This window comes from Rhizobium sp. Root1204 (assembly GCF_001424965.1).
Taxonomy (GTDB): Bacteria; Pseudomonadota; Alphaproteobacteria; order Rhizobiales; family Rhizobiaceae; genus Pararhizobium.
Genome location: NZ_LMCZ01000040.1, coordinates 400,147 through 420,356 on the forward strand (window position 1 = coordinate 400,147; position 20,210 = coordinate 420,356).

The following is a 20,210-nucleotide window of genomic DNA, read 5'->3' on the forward strand; positions in this document are numbered from 1 at the left end:
TCATGTCAGTTCACCTGATGGGCCATGGCGGAAAGCAGCGCCGTCTCACTGAGTTCGTTCCGGTTCAACACCGCAACCGAGCGGCCGTCGCTGAGCACCGTGACACGGTCTGCGGCCGCCAGAAGCTCCTCCAGCTCCGAGGAGATCATCAGCACGCTCAGGCCTTCGTCGGCTAGGCTGCGCAAGAGCTTCAGGATTTCCGCCTTGGCACCGATATCGATGCCGCGCGTCGGCTCGTCGATGATCAGAATGCGCGGATCGGTGCAGAGCCAGCGGGCAAGCAGCACCTTCTGCTGGTTGCCGCCCGACAGCTCCTTGATCGGCTGATCAGGGGAAGCGCATTTGACGCCCAATGCCTTGATGTACCGCGTGACAATCTCCTGCTGACGGGCACGGTCGACAATGCCGGCCTTCTTCAGCTTCGGCAGCAGCGCCAGCGTCATGTTCTCGCGAATGCTCATGTCCGGGATGATGCCGTCGATCTTACGATCCTCTGACACCAGCCCGATCCCGTCGGCAATGGCATCGGCCGGCTCGGAATAGCGGCGCTCCTTGCCATCAATCCGGATCGCGCCCTTTTCCATCCGGTCGACCCCGAAGATGATCCGCGCCGTTTCCGTGCGGCCAGAACCGAGAAGACCGGCCAGACCGGAAATTTCACCTTCGCGCACACTCATGCTGACATCGCGGACCCGCACGCCGGACCCGGCACTTTCAACAGAGAGCCGCACCGGTTTCATCTCGCCGTCATCGCTATCGCGTGCAATCGCTTGAAAGGCCGCCAGTTCCTTGCCGAGCATATGGCGGACAAGTTCCATTTTCGGCATATCTGCCATGGCGCTATGCGCCACCGTCTGGCCATCGCGCATGATGGTGACGCAATCGCAGATTTCATAGAGTTCATCCAGCCGGTGGCCGATAAACAGAACGGAGACGCCGTTCCTCTTCAGCGTCCGGATCGTTTCGAACAGAATAGCGACCTCACGCTCGTCAAGGGACGATGTCGGCTCATCCATGATCACCAGCCGGGCCTTCTGCGTCACGGCACGGGCAATCGCAATCATCTGCCGGGTGGCGGCGCTGAAATGTCCGACGGGAAGATCGACATCGATATCAAGATTGAAAGTCTTGAGCACGGAGGCTGCCCCCTCGCGCATCGCCCGCCGGTCAAGCAGCCCGAGGCCCGTTCTCGGTTCACGTGCCAGATAGATATTCTCGGCGACTGAACGCTGCGGCGCCAGATTGATTTCCTGATAGATCGTCGCGATGCCTCGCGCCTGGCTGGCGCCGGGCGTTGCGAAAACGACGTCCTCACCCTCGAAGCGGATCAGTCCGGTATCGCGCTGATAGGCTCCGGTCAAAATCTTGATCAGCGTCGATTTTCCAGCGCCGTTCTGGCCGACCAGCGCCATGACCTCGCCCGCGGCGATTTCAAGCGAGGCTGATCGCAGGGCGGGCACGCCGGAAAACGCCTTGGAAATATCCTGCATGGACAGCAGCATGTTTCCTCCATCCTCAATAAGCAGACATGAAAAGCCGGCCGGAATGGCGATGCCACCCCGGCCGGAAGCGACAGTCTTGGGAGATCAGTAAGCGCTCGACAGTTCGGCCGATGCATTGGATGCATCGTAGAACTTGTCTGTGTTGATGACCCATGGCTCGATCTTATCACCAGCGGCGTAACGCGTCATCGTTTCAAAAGCCTTTGGCCCGAAACGCGGATTGCACTCGACCACGGCATTGATCTTGCCATCGACCACCGCCTGAACGGCTTCCTTGCCACCGTCGATGGACAAGACGAGGATATCCTTGCCCGGCACCTTGCCGGCAGCTTCGATGGCTGCAATGGCTCCAATCGCCATTTCGTCATTGTGCGCATAGACAATGTCTGCATCCGGATGTGCCTGCAGCAGAGCCTCGGCAACCTGACGGCCCTTGTCACGGGCAAAGTCACCGGTCTGCGATGCGACAATCGTAAAACCGCCGGCAGCGGTGATGGCTTCGTCAAAGCCCTTCTTGCGATCGTTGGCCGGCGATGAACCGGTGGTGCCTTCCAGCTCGATGATCTTCGACTTGCCGTTGGCGTTCTTGGCCAGCCACTCGGCTACACGCTTGCCTTCGTCGATGAAGTCGGAACCGATGAAGGTGACATAATCTTCACCTGCCTTGGCAAGCGACTGATCGACGTTGCGGTCGAGCAGGATGACCGGAATGCCGGCTTTCTTCGCAGCCATGACGGCCGGGATCAGCGGCTTTTCTTCGCGCGGGGCAAGGAAGATCACGTCGACACCCTGGGCGATCATCGAGTTGACGTCGGCCACCTGCTTGGCAGCAGACCCGGCAGCGTCTGTATAGACCAGCTGGTAGCCCATCTTCTGGGCTTCCGCCTTCATGCTTTCGGTCTGGGCAATGCGCCAGGGATTGTTGGATTCGGTCTGCGCGAAGCCGACCTTATAGGTATCTTTCTTGGCCAGAGCCGGCAGCTCCGCGTAAGCGACGGTGCCGGCAAGCGCGATGGCGCCCATGGCTGTTGCGGCAGCCAGGAACGTGCGGCGTGAAATCATGGACATCGGTATTTTCTCCTCCGAAATTTACCGGTACTCCTCTACCGGGCAGTGAGCATTTTCCGCTTCACATACGTAAATCTTGCGCTAATAATATTATCAGTCAAGCGCTAATTTATTAGCATGCGCACAAAAAATAATTCTGCATCGCAGCAGAAACCGGGATGGAAGCGAGACAGGACGATGGCACGAGGAAACGGGCGGAACAGCGCTTCCAACAAGCAGGGAGAGACAGGCCGGCCAACCATGACGGACGTGGCGAGGATTGCCGGCGTGTCACAATCCAGCGTCTCACTTGTGCTCAACGAGATGTCCGGCGCCCGCATTTCAGCCGAGACCCAGATGCGGGTGCGCGAGGCAGCTCATAAAATTGGTTATAAATTACCAATGACGCGAAACGAGGTTGATACCGTCCCGCATGTGGAAAAGGACACCATCGCCTTCATCGTCGACGAGATTTCCACCAGCCCGCATCCCGTCGTCAGCCTCGACGGTATCCGTGACTATGCATTCGAACAGGGGCTGCTGGTCTCTGCCCATGCCACCCGCTCCAATCCCGACCTGCAGGATGCCGTTCTGCGCTCGGTCCTGCGTGACCGCTCCATCGCCGGCGTCATCTACGCGACGATCTTCACCCGCAAGGTCACCGTGCCGCCGCAGCTGAAGGGCATCCCGACGGTGCTGCTCAATTGCTATTCGGAACCGCGCCAGCATATGGCAATCGTGCCCGGAGAAGTCGCCGGCGGCTTTACCGCAACCGCGCATCTGACCAGTCTTGGCCACAAACGCATCGGCTTCATCAATGGCGAGCCCTGGATGGATGCCGCCATGGATCGCCTCAAGGGCTACAAGCAGGCGCTTGCCACCGCCGATATCGCCTTTGACGAAACGCTGGTGCGCGACGGCGACTGGTTGCCCTTACGCGGCTACGAGGCAGGACTTGACCTGCTCTCGATGCCCAATCCCCCATCCGCCATCCTCTGCGGCAACGACCTGATGGCGATCGGCGTCATGGAGGCGGCCGCCGAAAAAGGGTTACGCGTGCCGGAGGACCTGTCCGTCATGGGCTATGACGACCAGGAACTGGCCCGTTACACCCACCCGCCCCTCTCCACGCTTGTGCTGCCCAACTACGAGATGGGCCAGAAGGCCGCCGAAATCCTTATCGACATGGCAATCCACGGCAAGCAGCCACGGCCGATGACAATCAAGGTCGATGGCCCGCTGGTGCGCCGCGGCACGACAGGGAAACCGGCATAGCCTGGCGTTTTCGCAGAAACGCCTTCATTTCCCGCTCAATCTCGTGTTGAAGAAGATCAGCACACGATGGAGACGGGCAAGGCATGCAAGTGACGAAATCCTGGAAGCGCCGGCTGCGCAAGTGGCGCAATCGCATGGCAAAACGCCTGCTCGCCACCCGCATCGGCCGCGAAATGCTCGTCAACGCAGTGAGCCCGAAAATCCTGTCGATGACGGCAGATTGCGGCGACCATCTGATGACCTTCTCCCCACACGACTACATTGGCCGGAAGATCTACCGCAAGGGCCATTTCCAGCGCGAAAATGTCGTGCGGCTCCTCAGCGTCCTGCGGCAAAGGGCCTTGCTGCAACCGGAAAAGGTTCTGCTCGAACTCGGCGGCAATATCGGTACGCAGACGGTCTATTTCGCATTGAGCAAAGCCTTCCGCCACATTGTTACGGTGGAGCCAGACCCGCGCAACTTCAAACTTCTCCGTACCAATATCGACCAGAACAATCTCCATGAAGAGATTACGGCGATCAATGTCGCTGCCGGAGAAAGCGAAGGCACGCTCGATTTCTTCATGCACAGGGATAACCACGGCAAGAGCAGTGCGCTTCGTCAAAGTGAGCGGGACATCCAGATCAAGGTTCCCGTAAAACCGGTTACCGCCATGCTGACAGAGGCAGGCGTTGCGCCTGACGATATCGGCCTTATCTGGATGGATATCGAGGGTTACGAGCCGGTTGCAAGCCGGTCCATGCAGCCGCTTCTTGCCAGGCGCGTGCCATTCTATATGGAATTTTCGCCGGTCTTCTACGGACCGGCGGGATCACAGGCATTCGTCAATTATCTGGCAGGCTTCTATGAAAATTGCATCGTTTTCTATGAAGACAGCCAGGTGGACATGAAGGTCAAAGCCCTGCCCATCGGCAAGGATCAGTTCGACGTTTTGCTCCTGCCCTGAGCAACCCGTCCGCCAGATAGACGGGCAGCGGCAGCCAGATTAGCGCTTCCGGTAGAAATAGGTCCGGCCCGGATCGGCACCGGCAGGCAGTGGCAGCGGCTCAAGTTCAGGATGATCAAGCGGCAACCCGCTTGCGGCCACGCCACCGGTTTTCAGCGCGGCGGCGATCGACTGCGGCAGCCAAGTCAAGGTCTTGGCATCCTTTTCCCGATACGCCGTGCCGATATCGGCATGTGCGAACGCGATGCCCTTTCCGGAAAACTGGGCGATCGTCTCCTTGATGTCGCCAAGGATAAGGTCCGCTTCCGGCGGTGTCGAATCCGGATGCGACCCGACGGCGCGGTCGAAAACGATGATCCGGTTGTCCGGAAACAGTTCGCGGATATGGTCGTAGGTCCGGCCGTTGCCAAGGCCGATTTCAAGAATCACGCCATCTGGCGCGACCATCGAAGCCTCCTTGATATGGTTGAGAACAGCGCGCTGCGAGTGCATGCGGGAGATAAAACCATCAAGACGACTCATCTATTTCCATCCATCCATTCAAATCATGCCAGTCGCCTCGCTTAACACGAGTGCCCGCGCCTGGTCGACCATGAGAGCGGGAAAATATCGGTAAACTCAACCAGACGCTCGTGGGTCGGTTTCCCGTGTGATTTCCCGGTTCCTCCTTATCAAACGACATCGCCTGCCCTTGGCGAATATGTTAGCCTTCAAACATGAGCCAGCTTTCCAGCGAAACATTCTTCAGCGCGCTGCCGGTCTTCGTCGAATTCGAAGGCGTCGCCAACAGCGACAACTACCGGGCACTGCCCGCTGACTGGGCGCTGGCAACGGCCGACATCGTCGATTCCACCGGTGCGATCGAGGCGGGCCGCTACAAGGCCGTCAACATGGCGGGAGCCAGCGTCATCTCCGCGATTCTCAATGCGCTGGGCAATAACGACCTTCCCTTCGTCTTTGGCGGCGATGGCGCCATGGTCGCCGTGCCGCCGTCCGGCGTAGAGAAGGCACGCGATGCGCTCTCGGCAGTGCAAGGCTGGGTCGGCGAGGAATTGCAACTGACGCTGCGCGCAGCACTGGTGCCCGTAGCCGACGTCATCGCAGCGGGCCTTGCCGTTCGTGTCGCCCGGTTCCAGGTGAACCCCGATGTGTCCTACGCGATGTTTGCCGGTGGCGGTTCAAGCTGGGCGGAAGCGCGGATGAAGGAAGGCCTGTTTGCCGTGCCACCTGCACCGTCAGGCGCACGGCCGGACCTGACCGGCCTTTCTTGCCGATGGAACCCGATACAATCCCGGCATGGCGAAATCGTCTCCATCATCGCAATTCCTGCCGGATCGGACAACCTAACCGCCTTCCAGGCTCTGGTGGCCGACATCGTTGCGCTGGCCGCAGGCGAAGAACGGGATGGCCATCCGGTCGCAGCCGAAGGCCCGCAGATCGGACTGTCGATGGCGGGGCTGGCTGCGGAAACGAAAACAGCTCCGAAGGGAAAACGCTTCACCCACAGGCTGTTCATTTTGGCGCAATATCTCCTGATCGTCGGCCTTTATCGGCTTGGCCTGACACTTGGCCGTTTCGACCCAAGGGCATACCGGCAGGATGTTGCCCGCAATACCGATTTCCGCAAGTTCGACGATGGCCTGAAGATGACCATCGATGTTGATGCGGAACGGTTTCGCCTGATCGAGGCGCGGCTTGAGCAAGCCGCACGCGCCGGTATCTGCCGCTTCGGCCTGCACCGGCAGGATTCGGCGCTGATGACCTGTATCGTACCGACACCGCTCAGCCGCGACCACATGCACTTCATCGATGGTGCAGCTGGCGGTTATGCCATGGCCGCCAGCCGGCTGAAGAAGCATATGCCGGCCCCTTCCCCTATCGCGGCGGTGCGGCCAGCTATGCCTTGAGAATATTGGCGCCTTCGATCCCTCTGCGGGCAAAGGCGTTGCGCGTGTCGACGATCAACGGCGACCAGCGGGCAATCGCTGCATAGTCGACCGCATCATGATCAGTCGCGATCAGAACCGCATCAAACCCCTTGACCGATTGCTCGTCCAGCGACACCGATGTCCGCCCCTTCAACGCCATGTATTCGCGTGTCTTTGGAATCTCGGTGACATGCGGATCGTGATAGGCGGCATTTCCGCCCCGTTCCTCGATCAATTCGATCAGCTTCAATGATGGGCTTTCGCGGATATCCGGCACGTTCTTCTTGTAGGCAAGACCGATCACCAGCACCTTCGACCGGCTGAGCGCCTTGCCGCAATGGATATCCAGTGCCTCGGCAAGCCGCCCGACGACATGCTTTGGCATGGCCGAATTGATTTCGCCGGCAAGCTCGATGAAACGCGTTGGCAATTCGTATTCGCGCGATTTCCAGGTGAGATAAAAAGGATCGATCGGAATGCAGTGCCCCCCGAGCCCCGGGCCGGGATAGAACGGCATGTAGCCGAAAGGCTTGGTCTTGGCCGCGTCGATCACTTCCCAGATGTCGATGCCCATCGCCTCGTAGACGACCTTCAACTCGTTGACGAGGGCAATGTTGACCGCGCGAAAAATGTTCTCGGTCAGCTTGACTGCCTCGGCTGCCGCGGGAGACGACACCGGCACGACCGTGTGGACGACGGCGCCGTAAAAAGCCTTCATCAGCTCCGCGGCCGCCTCGCCGTCACCGGCCACGACCTTCGGGATGCTTGACGTGTGGAAATCGCGATTGCCCGGATCCTCGCGCTCCGGCGAGAAACCAAGGAAGAACTCCTGCGCCGATTTGAGACCAGTCTTTTCCAGGATCGGCCTCACCACCTCGTCCGTGGTGCCGGGATAAGTCGTCGATTCCAGAACGATCAGCTGGCCGGGCTTCAGTGTCTCGGCAATGCGATCACACGTACGGGTGATGAAAGACAGATCCGGATCGCGATGTTTCGTCAAGGGCGTTGGAACGCAGATGACGATGACGTCGCAGCCGGACAGCTGGCTGAAATCGGTCGTTGCCCGGAACCTCCCCTCCCCGGTTTCCGTTGCCAGGACAGCATCCGGAACCGCATCGATATAGGATCGTCCTGCATCGATCGCGACGATCTTCTGCGGGTCGATATCAAAGCCTGTGACAGAAAAGCCGTTTCGGGCAGCGGTGATCGCCAGCGGCAGGCCGACATAGCCAAGCCCGATCACACCCGCACGGGCGCTACGGTCTGCGATCTTCGAAAGGAGGGCCTCGCTCACGGAAGAATGGACGGTCAAATGCGTGTTCTCGACTGATCGTGGCGCACTGAAGCGCCTTTGCGGATGGGGGTCAGTTGAGGATAAATTGGCCCGAAGTCAAGAACCGCACCGGTTTCACCTGTTAGCGCGGCCGGAACAATTATCCAATTTTTGTCGGGCTGGAATCTGGTTTTGCCATTTTCGCCACTTATATGGGGAGGGTGCAAACGCCTGATCTATCGCGACGCAGACCGGACTTCGGGCGGCGCCGGGATTTCGTTGAGAAAGCGATACGCCGCCCAATGAATATTCACAGAACCACTGTTTCCACTCACCTGCTGGACCGCGTATCGAACTGGTTGCAACAGGCCGCCCTCAATGGTGAAACGCTCGAAACGGTCGTTACGGGCTTTTGCGAAAGGCTGGCCGCCTCCGGCCTGCCGCTCAACCGCGTCCACTTGAGCTTTTCGATGCTGCATCCGCTCTACGACGCGCTCGGGTTCACCTGGTTGCGCGGTCAGGGCGTCACAGTCGAAGGTTATCGCGCCGACCCGTCCGATGAGAAGCCGGACCGGTTTCTGCTCAGCCCCTATTATTATCTCCTGAGCAACAATCTCGAACATATGCGCCGCCAGATCGACCTCACGGGTCCGTCCGAGTTTCCGATATTCGACGAGTTGAAAGAGATGGGCGTCACCGACTATATCGCCTTCGTCCAGTCTTTCGGCGAAACCTCCGGCCAGGGCATGATCGGCTCCTGGTCGACCGATGCCCACGGCGGTTTCAGCGACAATGTCATCGAGGCACTACTGCGTATCCAGAACAATCTGGCCGTCGCCGCCAAGATGGCCGTTCTCGGCAAGCTCGCCGACAATATGCTGACCACCTATCTCGGCGCCAATGCCGGCAAACGCGTGCTCTCCGGTCAGACCCGGCGCGGCGATGGCGAGACCATCCGCGCAGCCTTGGTGATGGCCGACATGCGTCAATCGACCGTGCTCGCCGAAAAGGAGGGGCGGCAAGTCTATATCGACACGCTCAACCAGTTCTTCGATGCGATCGCCACCCCGTTCAGCCGCAATGGCGGTGAAATCCTCAGTTTTGTCGGGGATGGTTTTCTTGCCGTCTATCCCTGCGGCCGCCATCGCGAACCATCGCAGGTCGCAGCCCTTGCCGCGATGGCTGCCGTGCGTCAGGCAGCAGCGCATATGGGCGAACTCAATGCCGGCCGCCTAAGGCAGAGCCTCCCGGAGGTCCGATACGGCATCGGGCTGCATGTCGGCAATGTCATGTTCGGCAATGTCGGCCTCAACGACCGCCTAACCTTTTCCGCCTTCGGCGCTGCCGTCAACGAAGTGGAGCGACTGCAGGGGCTCACGAAGAAGTATGCCCAGCCGATCGTGGCCAGCCAATCTTTCGCAACCTATTGCGGCGGCGACTGGGTGACGCTTGGCCAGGAAAAGCTGCGCGGCGTTGGCCAGAAGGTCACCGTGCTGCTGCCGGGGCAGGACAATATGAAGCTCGACGATGGCGAAGCCATCCGCAACAATGCAATGGAGACGCGATCCGAGGCAGAGCAGGTCATGCTGCTCTACCGTAACAGCAAGAAACCGCAGCCGCGAGACCTGCTCTGGAACAAGCTGCTGCAGTAAAGATCAGCGCTTGATTGGCGGGATAGAGAGCAGAAGCATCCCGCTCGAATGATTGACATTTCCCCACCGCGCCGGTCAACCGCCGCTGCGAGTATATCCGTGCGCACTTTACCAGCCGAAGGTCATGGACACGTCAATTTCCGTGGGATAGTCTCCTTTTTTGAGGAACCGGGTTAAAGCCCGGAAGCGCGCTCCGCAAGATCGCGGGCCGCCGTGAAACAAGGACACTTGCTCGCATGAAATCAGGCGCGGACCTGCTGCGGATCGAGAATTTGAATATCTCGTTCGCGATGCTCGGTGGGCAGATCGATGCCGTCCGCAATGCTAGCCTGCGCGTCCTGCCAGGCAAGGTGACTGCGCTGGTCGGCGAATCCGGCTCCGGGAAATCTGTGATCAGCCAGGCGGTGATGGGCATCCTGCCGAAATCCGCCACCTGTAGCGGCCGCATTCTCTTTTGCGATCCTGCCCAGGACGAACAACCGGTCGATCTTCTGGCCATGCCGCGCGACGGACGGGAAATCCGCAATCTGCGCGGCAACCGCATCGGCAAGATCTTCCAGGAGCCGATGACCTCGCTGTCGCCGCTGCACACGGTCGGCAATCAGATCAGCGAGTCCCTGAAAATCCATACGCATATGTCCAGCCGCGAGCGGCGCGACCGCACCGAGGAAATGCTGGGACTGGTCGGGTTTCCCAAGCCGTCACGCGCCTTCGATATGTACCCTTTCGAGCTGTCGGGTGGCATGCGCCAGCGCGCCATGATCGCCATGGCGCTGATCTGCAATCCCGCGCTTCTGATTGCCGACGAGCCGACGACTGCGCTCGATGTGACCATCCAGGCGCAGATTCTGCAATTGTTGCGCAGCCTGCAGACCAAGCTGAACATGGCGATGTTGCTGATCACCCATGATCTCGGTGTCGTCGCCAATGTCGCCGACGAGGTTGTGGTCATCTATCACGGCGAGATCATGGAAGCCGGACCGGTGGAGGCGATTTTCCGCAATCCCTCGCATCCCTATCTCAAAGGCCTGATGGCAGCCGTTCCGCATTTCGACATGAAGCCCGGCGAACGCCTGAAGGCACTGCGCGAGGTCCCTGTCAATACAAGCAGCCTGCTTGGCAAGAAGAAGATCATTGCTGCCGACGAAGCGCTAAAGCCGGAAATCCTGCTATCCGTGCGTGATGTCAGCAAGACCTTCACCACCCGCAAATCGAGCTGGATGAGCAAGGACGCGGCAGCCGCTGTCAAGGCCGTCGACGGCGTCAGCTTCGACATCATGCGCGGCGAATGTCTTGGGCTGGTGGGCGAAAGCGGCTGCGGCAAGACCACGCTCAGCAAGATCCTGATGCGCGCAGTGACGCCGGACACCGGCGCCGTGATGCTCAACAGCAGCGACGGCCCGATCGACGTGTTGAAGGCGGAAGGTTCGGAATTGCAGGACCTGCGCACCAAAGTCCAGATGGTGTTCCAGGATCCGGTTTCCTCGCTGTCGCCACGCATGACGGTGCAGAACATCCTCAGCGAACCACTCGAAATCCATGGCCGCGGCAATGGCAAGTCCCGCGTGGAAAGAGTGACCGCGCTGCTGAAAGCGATCGGCCTCAGCGAACGCCACCTCAATCGCTATCCACACAGCTTTTCGGGTGGCCAGCGGCAGCGCATCGGCATTGCCAGAGCACTGGCGCTCGGACCTGACCTGTTGATCTGCGACGAGCCTGTTTCGGCGCTCGATGTGTCGGTTCAGGCGCAGATCCTCAACTTGCTGAAGGATCTGCAGAAGGAGCTGGGACTTACCTACCTGTTCATCTCGCACAACCTCGCCGTCGTCGACTACATGGCCGACCGGATCGCGGTGATGTGTGGTGGCCGCATTGTGGAAATCGCCCCGCGCGAGACGCTGATGGAAGCGCCCGTTCATCCCTACACCAAATCGCTGCTCGCCGCCGTGCCCTTCCCCGATCTCGACCGGCCACTCGACTTTTCGCTGCTCAATCCCAGTGGCGCCGCCGACAAGCGCAGCTGGGGCAAGCATTTTTCCGATGATGGAGACGCAAATGTGCTGGGGACGGCAGACCTCGGCAACGGTCATCTTGTTCTGGCGCGAAAGAGCGCCGATGTCAGGGAGCTCGTACCATGATCACACGGCGCACTACCCTTGGCCTGCTTGCTACCGCCCTCGTACCCGGCATCGCACGAGCGACACCGGAGCCGCCATTCCTGAGGCCCTTTCTGCGGGCTCAGGCCCTGCCTGACCTGCCGGATCGCCTGCCGAAAAACCCACGGCGCGTCAATCTCGCCGCCATGGGCCGTGAGCCCGGAAAGTATGGCGGCACCGTCCGGATGCTGATCGGCAGCCAGAAGGACATCCGGATGATGACGATCAACGGCTATGCCCGTCTGGTCGGCTATACCGAGGACCTGAAATTCCAGCCCGATATTCTGGAAAGCTTCGACGTTCAGGAAGGCCGGATCTTCACCTTCAAGATCCGTGATGGCCACCGCTGGTCGAACGGCAGCTACCTGACCTCCGAGGATTTCCGCTATACCTGGGAAGATGTCATCCTCAACAAGGATCTGCGCAAAGGCGGCGTCCAGCGCGAACTTCTCGCCGATGGCGAAGGGCCGACTTTCGAGATCATCGACGAACTGACCGTACGCTATACCTGGAAAGTGCCGAACCCGGATTTCCTGCCGGGCCTCGCAGCCGCTTCCCCGGTCGTCATCCTGATGCCGTCGGCCTATATGCGGCATTTCCACAAGAAGTATCAGGACGATTTCCGCCTCTCGGCGCTGATGAAACGGTATCGCGTCAAGAAATGGGCCGATCTGCACATCAAGATGTCGCGCCAGTACCGGCCTGAAAATCCCGACCTGCCGTCGCTGGATCCGTGGATTCCGCGCACGGCCCCGCCAGCCGAGCAGTTCGTGTTCGAGCGCAACCCGTTCTTCCACCGGATCGACGAAAACGGCTTGCAGCTGCCCTATATCGATCGCTGGCTGCTCAATATCAGCTCGTCGGAAATCATCGCGGCCAAGACGGGTGCCGGTGAAACCGACCTGCAGTCCACCGGCGTCGATTTTTCCGACTACGCCTTCTTCAAGGATGCGGAAAAACGCTATCCCGTGAAGGTCAATCTCTGGAAACGTATTCAAGGCTCCCGCCTTACCCTTCTGCCGAACCTCAACTGTGCCGACAAGGTCTGGCGCGATCTGTTCTGGGACGTCCGCTTCCGCCGCGCCCTGTCTCTGGCGATTGACCGGCACGAAATCAACATGGTCAGCTTTTACGGCCTTGCCAGCGAAAGTGCCGATACCATCCTGCCGGACAGCCCGCTGTTCAAACCGGAATACGCGGCGGCCTGGGCCAGCCATGATCCGGATCAGGCCAACAGGCTGCTCGACGAGGTCGGCCTGACGCAACGCAACAGCGACGGCATCCGTCTCCTGCCCGACGGACGGGAAGCCCAGATCGTCGTCGAGACCGCCGGTGAGAGCACGCTCGAGACCGACGTGCTGGAACTCATCAAGGACCATTGGGCGAAAATCGGTTTCGCGCTTTTTATCAAGACCTCGCAACGGGACGTTTTCAGCAGCCGGACGATGAGCGGCGAGATCATGATGTCGATGTGGTCAGGCATCGAAAACGGTGTGCCCACAGCCGATATGAACCCCGGCGATCTTGCACCCAGCAGAGACGACCAGTTTCAGTGGCCGGCATGGGGCATGTACTACCTGTCCATCGGACAGAACGGCAGTGCGCCAGAGTTGCCCGAAGCAATCAAGCTGATCGATCTGCTCAAGGAATGGCGAAAAACCGTCGAAAAGGAAGACAGAACGCGTATCTGGCACGAAATGCTGGAAATCTATACACAGAACGTCTTCTCGATCGGCATCGTCAACGCAGCACTCCAGCCGATCATGCACTCCGCCTATATCCGCAACATTCCCGAAAAAGGCCTCTACGGTTTCGACCCGACCTGCTATCTCGGGGTCTACATGCCAGATACGTTCTGGTACAGCGAAGAGGTTAGCTGACCATGTTGCGTTACATTTTCTGGCGTATCCTGGCGATGATCCCGACGCTGGTGATCATCTCAGCGCTGGTCTTTACCATCATCGAACTGCCGCCGGGTGATTACTTCGAGAGCTACATTGCCGAACTTCGTGCCCAGGGCGAAGCCGTGGACACCGCCGAGATCGATGCTTTGCGTAAGGAATACGGCTTCGATCAACCCCCGGTGATGCGTTATTTCCATTGGGCCGCGGGCCTGGTGCAGGGCGATTATGGCTATTCCTTCGAATACCAGCTGCCGGTCAACGAGGTGGTGGGCGACCGGCTGTGGCTGACCGTGCTGGTCTCCTTCGTTACCATCCTGTTCACCTGGCTGATCGCCTTTCCGATCGGCATCTATTCCGCCACGCATCAATACAGCTGGGGCGATTACGGCCTCACCTTCATCGGACTGATCGGCATCGCCATTCCGAACTTCATGTTCGCGCTGATCCTGATGTATTTCGCCAATATCTGGTTCGGCACCTCGATCGGCCATCTGATGGACCAGAAATATCTGGCCGAACCGATGAGCTGGGCAAAGGCGAAGTCCATTCTCGAACATCTGTGGATACCGGTGCTGATCGTCGGCACGGCAGGCACTGCCGGCATGATCCGCCGTTTGCGCGCCAATCTGCTCGACGAACTGCAGAAACAATATGTCGTGACTGCCCGCGCCAAGGGCTTGCATCCGTTCCGCGCACTGGTCAAATATCCGCTGCGCATGGCACTGAACTTCTTCATTTCGGATATCGGCTCGATCCTGCCGGCAATTATTTCAGGGGCGGAAATCACGGCGATCGTGCTTTCGCTCGAAACGACGGGACCGATGCTGATCAAAGCGTTGCAAAGTCAGGATATGTATCTTGCTGGTTCGTTCCTGATGTTCCTGGCCTTCCTCACCGTGATCGGCGTGCTGATTTCAGACATCGCGCTCGCATTGCTCGATCCGCGCATCAGACTGCAAGGCGGTAGCACCAAGTGACGGTATCCCTCCCTCAATCCGGCGAACCGCTGTCGCATTACGTTTCAACGGCACCGTTCGATCCGCACTCCGTCGATGCGATGACGGAAGAGCAGTCGCGGATCTATCAGGCCTCGCAATTGCGGCTGATGTGGTGGAAATTCAAGAAGCACCGGCTGGCGCTGTTTTCCTTGTATTTCCTGGCCTTCCTGTACGCGACCATTGCGATCGTCGAGTTCCTGGCCCCGTACAACCTGCATACCCGCAACGTCGATTTCATCCATTCGCCGCCGCAACGCGTCCATCTTTTCCACGATGGAAAATTCGTCGGACCGTTCGTCTATGGCCGCACGATGACGCTCGATATGGATACGCTGCGCCGCATCTACACCGAAAAGCCGGATCAGGTCGAACCGATCCGCTTCTTCTGCCGCGGCGATGGCTATAAATTCTGGAGCCTGGTGCAGACCAATGTGCATCTGGCCTGCCCCGCCAAGGACGGGCAAATGTTCCTGCTGGGGAGCGACCGGCTCGGCCGCGACGTGCTGTCACGTATCCTTTATGGAGCGCGGATATCGTTGACCATCGGCCTGCTCGGCATCACCATGAGCTTTGTGCTGGGCATCACCATTGGTGGACTTGCAGGCTACCACGGCGGTGTCTTCGACCTGATCGTCCAGCGTATCATCGAGGTGCTGCAATCGATACCGAGCATTCCGCTATGGATGGCGCTTGCGGCCATCATGCCGGTGACCTGGAGCCCGATCCTGATCTACCTCGGCATCACCGCCATTCTGGGCCTGCTCGACTGGACAGGGCTGGCGCGCGCGGTGCGCTCCAAGCTTTTGGCCTTGCGCGAAGAGGACTACGTGCAGGCAGCCCAGTTGATGGGCGCCGGCTCAGGCCGCATCATCGGCCGCCACCTCGTGCCGGGCTTCATGTCGCACCTGATTGCAACGGCGACGCTCGCGGTCCCCGGCATGATCCTGGGCGAGACGGCGCTAAGCTTCCTTGGCCTTGGTCTTCGCCCGCCGATCACCAGCTGGGGTATTCTTCTGACCGAAGCCCGCAGCGTCAGCGTCATTGCTTTTTATCCATGGCTGTTGTTTCCAACCATCCCGGTCATCCTCGTGATTCTGGCGTTCAATTTCCTGGGCGACGGATTGCGCGATGCAGCCGATCCGTACAAGTGAAGTGGATACCCATATGCTAAGGACGCTCCTTCCGGAGATTGGCAACGCCATGGGAGATAAGAGGCCCCGCTTATGACGCGCCGGATCGAAGACGCCCGCATCCTCATGTACAGCCATGACACGTTCGGCCTCGGTCACCTCAGACGGTGCCGGACGATCGCGCATTCGCTGGTCGAGGACTATCGCGGCGTCAATATCCTGATCATTTCAGGCGCGACCATAGCCGGTGCCTTCGATTATCGGGCCCGCGTTGATTTCGTCAAAATCCCCAGCGTCATCAAGTTGCGCAACGGCGAATACACCTCGATGGACAGGCATATCGACCTGCACGAGACGATGAAGATGCGCAAATCGATCATACGTCACACGGCAGAGACATTCCAGCCGGACATCTTCATTGTCGACAAGGAACCAATGGGGCTGCAGGGCGAAGTCGAGGACACCCTCGCCTATCTGAAAAAACAGGGAACGACCCTGGTTCTCGGCCTGCGCGAAGTCATGGACGCGCCGCATCTGCTCGATGCGGAATGGAAGCGTAATGACGTGATGCGCAAGATCGGCCAGTTCTACGACAGCGTCTGGGTCTATGGCCCACCGGATTTCTACGATCCCCTCGTCGGCCTCGACGTACCCCCGACCGTGCGCAGCAAGATGGATTTCGTCGGCTTTCTGCAAAGAAGCGTCTCGCAGGATGTCGAATCCGAACACAAGCCCAAGGGCGACTATATTCTGATCACCACGGGCGGCGGCGGCGACGGCTCCGACCTGATCCACGATGTGATCGATGCCTACCAGGAAGACCCGACCCTGACGCACAAGTCGCTGGTCGTGCTCGGTCCCTATATGCCGGTCAAGCAGCGCCACAAGCTGTTGATGAAATGCGCGAAGATCCCTTATCTCGAGGTGATCGAGTTCGACAACCGCATGGAAGAGCTGATCGCTGGCGCCAAGGCCGTGCTCGCTATGGGCGGCTATAACACCTATTGCGAGATTCTGTCCTTCGACAAACCGGCGCTGATCGTCCCGAGGGTCATGCCGCGCGAAGAACAGCTTATCCGCGCCAGCCGCGCCGCAGAGCTTGGGCTGATCGACATGCTTCTGCCCGAAGAGGCGGCCGACCCGATGCGCTTTGCCGCCGCACTCAAGGCGTTGCCCGAGCGCGATCCACCCTCAAAGAGCGCCAAGGGCATGACGCTTGAAGGTCTTGCGAACATCTCGCAGATCGTCGGAGAATGGCTTGGCCGCCGCGACCGCGAGCATTTGAAGGTCGTTAAGGGATTGAGCCAGAATTGACTGAACGCCGCAAGATCGTCGTGGTGCTGAAGGGATATCCGCGCCTGTCGGAAACCTTCATCGCCCAGGAACTGCTTGGACTGGAACGCGCGGGCTTCGACCTTGAGCTGGTGGCACTGCGCCGGCCGACGGACAAGAAGCGCCATCCGATCCATGACGAGATCCGCGCTCCGGTCCATTATCTGCCGGAATATCTGCACGAGGAACCGCTTCGGGTCGCGCGTGCGCTCTTCCGCTGCCTGCCCAAACCCGGTTTCTGGAGCGCCTTACCCACGTTCGTCAGCGATCTTTGGCGCGACCGGACACGCAACCGGGTTCGCCGCTTCGGCCAGGCGATGGTTCTGTCGGCCGAATGGCCAAAGGGCGGCGAATGGCTGCACGCGCATTTCATCCACACCCCGGCCTCCGTTGCGCGCTATGCCAGCATGATCACCGGCATCGGCTGGACCTGTTCGGCCCATGCCAAGGACATCTGGACATCCCCGGAATGGGAACTGGCCGGCAAGCTCGCCAGCACCCGCTGGACGGTGACCTGCACGCAAACCGGCTTTGAGCACCTGCGCCATCTTGCCGGCGGCAAGCCCCATGTGCACTTGAGTTACCACGGCCTCGATCTCAGCCGTTTCGGACCATTTGACGGCGCCCGCCCAGACTATGACGGCTCCGATCCGGCTCGCCCCGTCACGATCGTCAGCGTCGGCCGCGCGGTCGAGAAGAAGGGCTTCGATATCCTTTTGCGGGCGCTGAGCCTCTTGCCTGCCGGTCTCAACTGGCGGCTCGTCCATATCGGTGGCGGCGATCTCTTGAAAAAGCTGCAGGCATTGGCATCCGAACTCGGCATCGCCGAGAAAATTGTCTGGCATGGATCCCTGTCGCAGACCGAAGTGCTGCAGCAATATCGCACCGCCGATATCTTTGCGCTTGCCTGCCGCATCACCGCCGATGGTGACCGGGACGGATTGCCAAACGTGATCGTCGAGGCATCGAGCCAGGCGCTGGTCTGCATATCAACGGATATTTCCGGGATACCCGAGCTTCTCACCGATGGCGAAAACGGCTTTGTTGTCCCGCCGGAATGCCCACAAGCGCTTTCACGCGCGCTGGAGCAAGCCATCCGCGATCCGGCGCTGCGCAAGCGTCTCGGTGAAGCTGCCGAACGCAAGGTCCGTGGTCACTTCGACCATCAGACCAGCATCCGCCAATTGAAAGACCTGTTTGAGAGTGAGTGGCGGAATGACCGATAGCAGACCAAGAGGCCCCCGCGCCTTTTTCTATGTGCAGCACCTGCTCGGCATCGGCCATCTTGCCCGGGCAAGCCGTATCGCCCGCGCGCTGGCCGAAGACGGTTTCGAGGTGACGGTCGTTACCGGCGGCACCCCGGTGCCCGGTTTCCCCGGCCCACTCGTCCAGCATGTCGCCCTGCCGCCGATCACGTCAGGTGATGCCGGCTTTTCGGGGCTCGCCGATATCAATGGCAATCCGGTCGATGACGCCTTCAAGGAAAGCCGCAAGGAACAACTGCTCGCCGCCTTTCACCAAAGCCAACCCGATATCGTCATCATCGAAGCATTCCCGTTCGGCCGCCGTCAGGTCCGGTTCGAACTTTTGCCGCTGCTTGAGGCGATCGCGGCGATGGAAAACAAGCCGCTGGTCGTCACGTCGCTGCGTGATATCCTGCAGGAACGCTCCAAGCCCGGCCGCGACGAAGAAACGGTTGCCTTGGTGAAGCAATACTTTGATCGCATTCTGGTGCATGGCGACCCGGCCTTCGCCCGGCTGGAAGACACGTTTCCGCTGGCTGCCGAAATTACGGACAAAGTCATCTATACCGGGTTGGTCGCAGCCCCCGCCCCTGCGCAGCCAACAGAGCGTTTCGACGTTATCGTCTCGGCCGGTGGCGGCGCCGTCGGCAATGCCTTGATCCGCGCCGCCCTCGAAGCGGCAAAATCGATCGGCGGTTCACTGTCCTGGGCCTTGATCACCGGCCCCAACCTGCCACAGTCCGATTTCGACGCGATCTCGGCCGATGCGCCGGCCCATGTCAGCGTCTACCGCTTCCGTCCGGATTTCGCGGGCCTTCTCGCCGGTGCGAAACTGTCGGTATCACAGGCGGGCTACAACACGGTTTGCGACATCCTGCGGGCCGGATGCCATGCCCTGCTCATCCCCTTCACGGCTGGCGGCGAAACCGAGCAGACAGTTCGGGCCGAGCGCCTCGAAAAGCTTGGGCTGGCCCATATCCTGACCGAGGACGATCTGTCGGCAGAAAGCATGACGCGGGCGATCGAAACAGCGCTTGCAGCGACGAACCGCCCGCCGCACACGCTCGATCTCGACGGCGCCCAGCGCACCGCCGAAATCCTGCGCGGATTGATCTGATCGAAGATCAGACCGTCCCGATCACCATGAAGCGAGTATATTTCTTCATCTTCAGCGACCCGGCAAAGGCGACGTGCGAAAGCGATGTTTGCTCCTTGAAGGCCTCCAGCGACGGCACGCAGTTGATGTGGGTCGGCTCGCTGAAATAATCGTTCGACTGCAGCAGCACCTTGGTGCCGCGTGGCAATAGAGCCAGCCATGCCGGCAGATCGGCAATGTGCTCGCAGCTGGTGTTGATGACGAGATCGGCGCCGCGGGTGCTGTAATCGACAGTATACATATCGTGCGTGGTCGTGCGGAAACGCTCACCAACTTTGGCGTTCAACGTCTCAGCGATTTCGGCGACGGCCGGATCGATGTCGATGCTCTCGAACAGGTCGATGTCGAAGCGGCTGTCATCGAAACACATGGCCGGAAGCACACCGTACCAGCCGCCGAGCAGGACGATGTGCTTAAATTTTCCGCCAAGGCTTTCAAACAGCTTTTCGCGTGCCCATATCTTGCTTCCAACCTGCTTGTGGTTGAAGGCCGTGCCGAGGTCCGCATCCGGATATTTGGCGATGACTTTCGCAAGGCCTTCTATCAGAGAGCTTCCCGTATAGGCGGACAGACCGCGGATGATATCGAAGGCACTCTCGTGCCAATCTGTTGTGTTTGCTTCGTTTGATCGGGTGGTTTTCATCATGCGCGTGTTGTAGTCTGGAC

At 59.7% G+C, this 20,210-nt stretch carries 16 protein-coding genes; 11 read left to right on the forward strand and 5 right to left on the reverse strand.

Annotated elements, in window-relative coordinates; all coding sequences use genetic code 11:
• Nucleotides 1-5: 5 nt before the first annotated feature.
• Nucleotides 6-1,502, reverse strand: coding sequence for a sugar ABC transporter ATP-binding protein (locus ASC96_RS26305; protein ID WP_060505988.1), 1,497 nt, complete (start codon nucleotides 1,500-1,502; stop codon nucleotides 6-8).
• An 84-nt stretch (nucleotides 1,503-1,586) separates the two neighbouring features.
• A complete protein-coding gene (locus ASC96_RS26310; RefSeq protein ID WP_060505989.1) occupies nucleotides 1,587-2,570 on the reverse strand; it encodes an ABC transporter substrate-binding protein in 984 nt (327 codons plus the stop codon).
• Nucleotides 2,571-2,747: 177 nt separating this feature from the next.
• Between ASC96_RS26310 and ASC96_RS26315 the strand changes: the two genes are divergently transcribed.
• Complete coding sequence (locus ASC96_RS26315; RefSeq protein ID WP_060505990.1) at nucleotides 2,748-3,824, forward strand: LacI family DNA-binding transcriptional regulator; 1,077 nt, start codon at nucleotides 2,748-2,750, stop codon at nucleotides 3,822-3,824.
• Between the two features lie 83 nt (nucleotides 3,825-3,907).
• Nucleotides 3,908-4,771, forward strand: coding sequence for an FkbM family methyltransferase (locus ASC96_RS26320; RefSeq protein ID WP_060505991.1), 864 nt, complete (start codon nucleotides 3,908-3,910; stop codon nucleotides 4,769-4,771).
• Nucleotides 4,772-4,810: 39 nt separating this feature from the next.
• Here the strand turns inward: ASC96_RS26320 and ASC96_RS26325 are convergent, their stop codons facing one another.
• The gene (locus ASC96_RS26325) at nucleotides 4,811-5,293 is read right to left on the reverse strand and encodes a class I SAM-dependent methyltransferase (protein WP_060505992.1); all 483 of its coding nucleotides are present in this window, start codon (nucleotides 5,291-5,293) and stop codon (nucleotides 4,811-4,813) included.
• 194 nt (nucleotides 5,294-5,487) lie between these two features.
• Between ASC96_RS26325 and ASC96_RS26330 the strand changes: the two genes are divergently transcribed.
• A complete protein-coding gene (locus ASC96_RS26330; RefSeq protein ID WP_060505993.1) occupies nucleotides 5,488-6,678 on the forward strand; it encodes a DUF3095 domain-containing protein in 1,191 nt (396 codons plus the stop codon).
• On the opposite strand, the gene ASC96_RS26335 is transcribed toward ASC96_RS26330, so the two are convergent.
• Complete coding sequence (locus tag ASC96_RS26335) at nucleotides 6,668-8,011, reverse strand: nucleotide sugar dehydrogenase (RefSeq protein WP_060505994.1); 1,344 nt, start codon at nucleotides 8,009-8,011, stop codon at nucleotides 6,668-6,670. The two genes, ASC96_RS26330 and ASC96_RS26335, sit on opposite strands and share 11 nt — an antisense overlap.
• A 263-nt stretch (nucleotides 8,012-8,274) precedes the next feature.
• Here ASC96_RS26335 and ASC96_RS26340 point away from each other — a divergent pair, with 263 nt between their 5' ends.
• The 8 genes from ASC96_RS26340 to ASC96_RS26375 all read left to right on the forward strand — a co-directional run bounded on the left by ASC96_RS26340 (nucleotide 8,275) and on the right by ASC96_RS26375 (nucleotide 19,505).
• A complete protein-coding gene (locus ASC96_RS26340; protein ID WP_060505995.1) occupies nucleotides 8,275-9,624 on the forward strand; it encodes an adenylate/guanylate cyclase domain-containing protein in 1,350 nt (449 codons plus the stop codon).
• A 236-nt stretch (nucleotides 9,625-9,860) separates the two neighbouring features.
• Entirely contained in the window at nucleotides 9,861-11,762 is a 1,902-nt protein-coding gene (locus ASC96_RS26345) for an ABC transporter ATP-binding protein (protein ID WP_060505996.1), read from the forward strand.
• The gene (locus ASC96_RS26350; protein ID WP_060505997.1) at nucleotides 11,759-13,660 is read left to right on the forward strand and encodes an ABC transporter substrate-binding protein; all 1,902 of its coding nucleotides are present in this window, start codon (nucleotides 11,759-11,761) and stop codon (nucleotides 13,658-13,660) included. The genes ASC96_RS26345 and ASC96_RS26350 overlap by 4 nt, the downstream gene beginning before the upstream one ends.
• Before the next feature lie 2 nt (nucleotides 13,661-13,662).
• Nucleotides 13,663-14,661 carry an ABC transporter permease gene (locus ASC96_RS26355; protein ID WP_060505998.1) on the forward strand — a complete coding sequence of 333 codons (999 nt, stop codon included), beginning with the start codon at nucleotides 13,663-13,665 and terminating at the stop codon, nucleotides 14,659-14,661.
• Nucleotides 14,658-15,833, forward strand: a complete 1,176-nt coding sequence (locus ASC96_RS26360; protein ID WP_060505999.1) for an ABC transporter permease — start codon at nucleotides 14,658-14,660, stop codon at nucleotides 15,831-15,833. Before ASC96_RS26355 ends, ASC96_RS26360 begins: the two co-directional genes overlap by 4 nt.
• Before the next feature lie 72 nt (nucleotides 15,834-15,905).
• Nucleotides 15,906-17,126, forward strand: a complete 1,221-nt coding sequence (locus ASC96_RS26365; RefSeq protein ID WP_060506000.1) for a glycosyltransferase family protein — start codon at nucleotides 15,906-15,908, stop codon at nucleotides 17,124-17,126.
• The gene (locus tag ASC96_RS26370) at nucleotides 17,123-18,370 is read left to right on the forward strand and encodes a glycosyltransferase family 4 protein (protein ID WP_060506001.1); all 1,248 of its coding nucleotides are present in this window, start codon (nucleotides 17,123-17,125) and stop codon (nucleotides 18,368-18,370) included. The genes ASC96_RS26365 and ASC96_RS26370 overlap by 4 nt, the downstream gene beginning before the upstream one ends.
• Nucleotides 18,360-19,505, forward strand: a complete 1,146-nt coding sequence (locus ASC96_RS26375; protein ID WP_060506002.1) for a glycosyltransferase — start codon at nucleotides 18,360-18,362, stop codon at nucleotides 19,503-19,505. The genes ASC96_RS26370 and ASC96_RS26375 overlap by 11 nt, the downstream gene beginning before the upstream one ends.
• A 7-nt stretch (nucleotides 19,506-19,512) precedes the next feature.
• Here ASC96_RS26375 and ASC96_RS26380 read toward each other — a convergent pair whose 3' ends face one another.
• The gene (locus tag ASC96_RS26380; protein ID WP_060506003.1) at nucleotides 19,513-20,190 is read right to left on the reverse strand and encodes a hypothetical protein; all 678 of its coding nucleotides are present in this window, start codon (nucleotides 20,188-20,190) and stop codon (nucleotides 19,513-19,515) included.
• Between the last annotated feature and the right edge of the window lie 20 nt (nucleotides 20,191-20,210).